The 2,290-nt window shown below is 67.6% G+C and carries 2 protein-coding genes; both read left to right on the top strand.

The window, feature by feature from the left end:
• Positions 1 to 99 precede the first annotated feature (99 nt).
• Complete coding sequence (locus HMPREF0372_RS09355; protein WP_039997112.1) at positions 100 to 1,629, top strand: bifunctional ADP-dependent NAD(P)H-hydrate dehydratase/NAD(P)H-hydrate epimerase; 1,530 nt, start codon at positions 100 to 102, stop codon at positions 1,627 to 1,629.
• An 11-nt stretch (positions 1,630 to 1,640) separates the two neighbouring features.
• Positions 1,641 to 2,258: a hypothetical protein gene (locus HMPREF0372_RS09360; RefSeq protein WP_155117000.1), complete on the top strand. Its 618-nt coding sequence runs from the start codon at positions 1,641 to 1,643 to the stop codon at positions 2,256 to 2,258.
• Positions 2,259 to 2,290 lie beyond the last annotated feature (32 nt).

The following is a 2,290-nucleotide window of genomic DNA, read 5'->3' on the forward strand; positions in this document are numbered from 1 at the left end:
TCACCGTCCAATATGTTTGACAAACCTACAGAAATTGACGAGTCCTGCCGCACGGCATATAATGAGACCGACTTAGAGAGAAATGGGAGCGTGGAACACATGAGAATCGCAACGGCGGAGCAGATGCGAACATTGGACCGGAGGGCCATAGAGGAGCGGGGCGTCCCCTCGCTGGAGCTGATGGAGCGGGCGGCAAATGCGCTGGCGGAGGCCGCCATCGACACGGCGGCCAACGCGCCGGGGCGGGCGGTTTGTTTCTGCGGGCCGGGCAACAATGGCGGCGACGGCGTGGCCTGCGCCCGCCTGCTGCTGGAGGCGGGCTTCGAGGTGCGCTGCATCCTGGTGGGGCAGCGGGAGAAGCTGACCTGCGACACCAGGGCCATGGAGGCCCGGCTGGCGGCGGCCGGCGGGGTACTGGAGCCCTTTACCCCGGACGACCCGGACTTCGCGGCCTGGTGCCTGAAGGCGGACGTGATGGTGGACGCCATCTTCGGTATCGGCCTGAACACCGAGGTGCGGGGGGACACCCTCACCGCCGTTCACATGATGAACACCTGTGACATCCCGGTGGTGTCCGCCGACATCCCCAGTGGGGTAGAGGCCGACACCGGCCGGGTGCTGGGGGAGGCGGTGCACGCGGCGCGGACGGTCACATTCACGCTTCCCAAGGCGGGCCATTATGTGGGCAAAGGCGGCCTGTGCACCGGCGTGCTGACCGTGGCGGACATCGGCATACCCCGGGACTTGGTGGACGGGGAGGACTATCCGGTACAGACGGTGGAGGGGGCGGATGTCCGTCTGCCCGTCCGGCCCCGGGACGCCCACAAGGGGGACTTTGGAAAGGTCTATCTCCTGGGCGGCAGCGTGGGCTATACCGGCGCGCCGGTGTTCGCGGCTCAGGCAGCGGTGCGCTCCGGCGCGGGCCTGGTGACGGTGGGAGTGCCGGCCCCGGTGTGGCCCATCGCGGCGGCCAAGCTGGATGAGGCCATGCCCCACCCTCTGCCTGCGGGCAAGGAGGGGCAGCTCTCCCTGGAGGCGGGGGAAGCCGCAATGACCCGGCTGGCCGGCTGCGGCGTCTGCCTGATCGGCCCCGGCCTGGGCCGCGGAAACGGCGTGGCCGCAGTGGTGCGCCACCTGCTCGGGGAAATCCGCCTGCCCGTGGTGCTGGACGCCGACGGCATAAATGCGCTGGAGGGACATATAGATGTCTTGGACAGCCGCCGGGGACTGCACACGGTGCTCACTCCCCACGACGGGGAGTTTGTCCGGCTGGGGGGCGAGCTGTCGTCGGGCGACCGCCTTGGGGCGGCGCGCGCCTTTGCCGTGGAGCACGCCTGCTGCCTGGTGCTCAAGGGACACCGCACCATCACCGCCTTCCCCGACGGCTCGGCCTACATCAACACCAACGGCAATCCGGGCATGGCCAAGGGGGGGAGCGGCGACGTGCTGGCAGGGCTGATCCTCTCTCTGCTGGGCCAGGGCCTGCCTGCCCGGCAGGCGGTGCCCATGGCGGTGTGGCTCCACGGAGAGGCGGGGGAGGTCTGTGCCCGCGCCATTGGAGAGTATGGAATGACCCCAACCGACGTGATTGCCGCCCTGCCGGCCGTCATTGAGGAACACGTGAGCTAGGAGGGAGCGCTGTGCGCCATCGGACCGGGATGTGCGTACTAATGATGATACTCGGCTTGTCCCTGTCCGCCTGCGGCGGAGCAGAGGGCGGAAACCGCGCTGAGCAACTGGCCCTGGACATACGGGGAGAGTATCTGGAGATAGGGGGCTGTACCGCCTCCCTGGAGCTGACGGCCGACTACGGCCAGCGGGTGTATACCTATGGAATCGGCCTGAACTATGCCAGGGAGGGGGAGACCACCCTGACCATCACTGCGCCGGAGAATATCGCCGGGGTCACCGCCCGTATTCTGGAGGGGGAGACCGCTCTGGAGTACGACGGCATGCGGGTGGAGACTGGGCCGCTGGATGACAGCGGCATGAGTCCGGTGGACGCGGTTCCGGTGCTGATGGACTATGTGCAGGAGGGCTTCATCGCCGAATGTGGTATGGAGGACCAAGGGGAGAGCGAGGTGCTGCGCGTGGTCTGCCGGGAGCCGGAGTCCGCCGCGGGCGAGGGGCGGGAGTGCTCCCTTTGGTTTGACACGTCCACCCACGCCCTTCTGCGGGGGGAGCTGTCTCAGGACGGCTTTACCGTGATCCAGTGTGTCTTTACGGAGTTTCAGTTCACAGTTGGAGAGAACACATAGCAAACGGCCAGGCGGGGCAGCGCCCCGCCTGG

It is taken from the genome of Flavonifractor plautii ATCC 29863 (genome assembly GCF_000239295.1).
Classification (GTDB): domain Bacteria; phylum Bacillota; class Clostridia; order Oscillospirales; family Oscillospiraceae; genus Flavonifractor; species Flavonifractor plautii.

Coding starts and splice junctions, on each gene's coding strand:
- HMPREF0372_RS09355 (WP_039997112.1), top strand. CDS start 100: ATGAGAATCGCAACGGCGGAGCAGATGCGAACATTGGACCGGAGGGCC.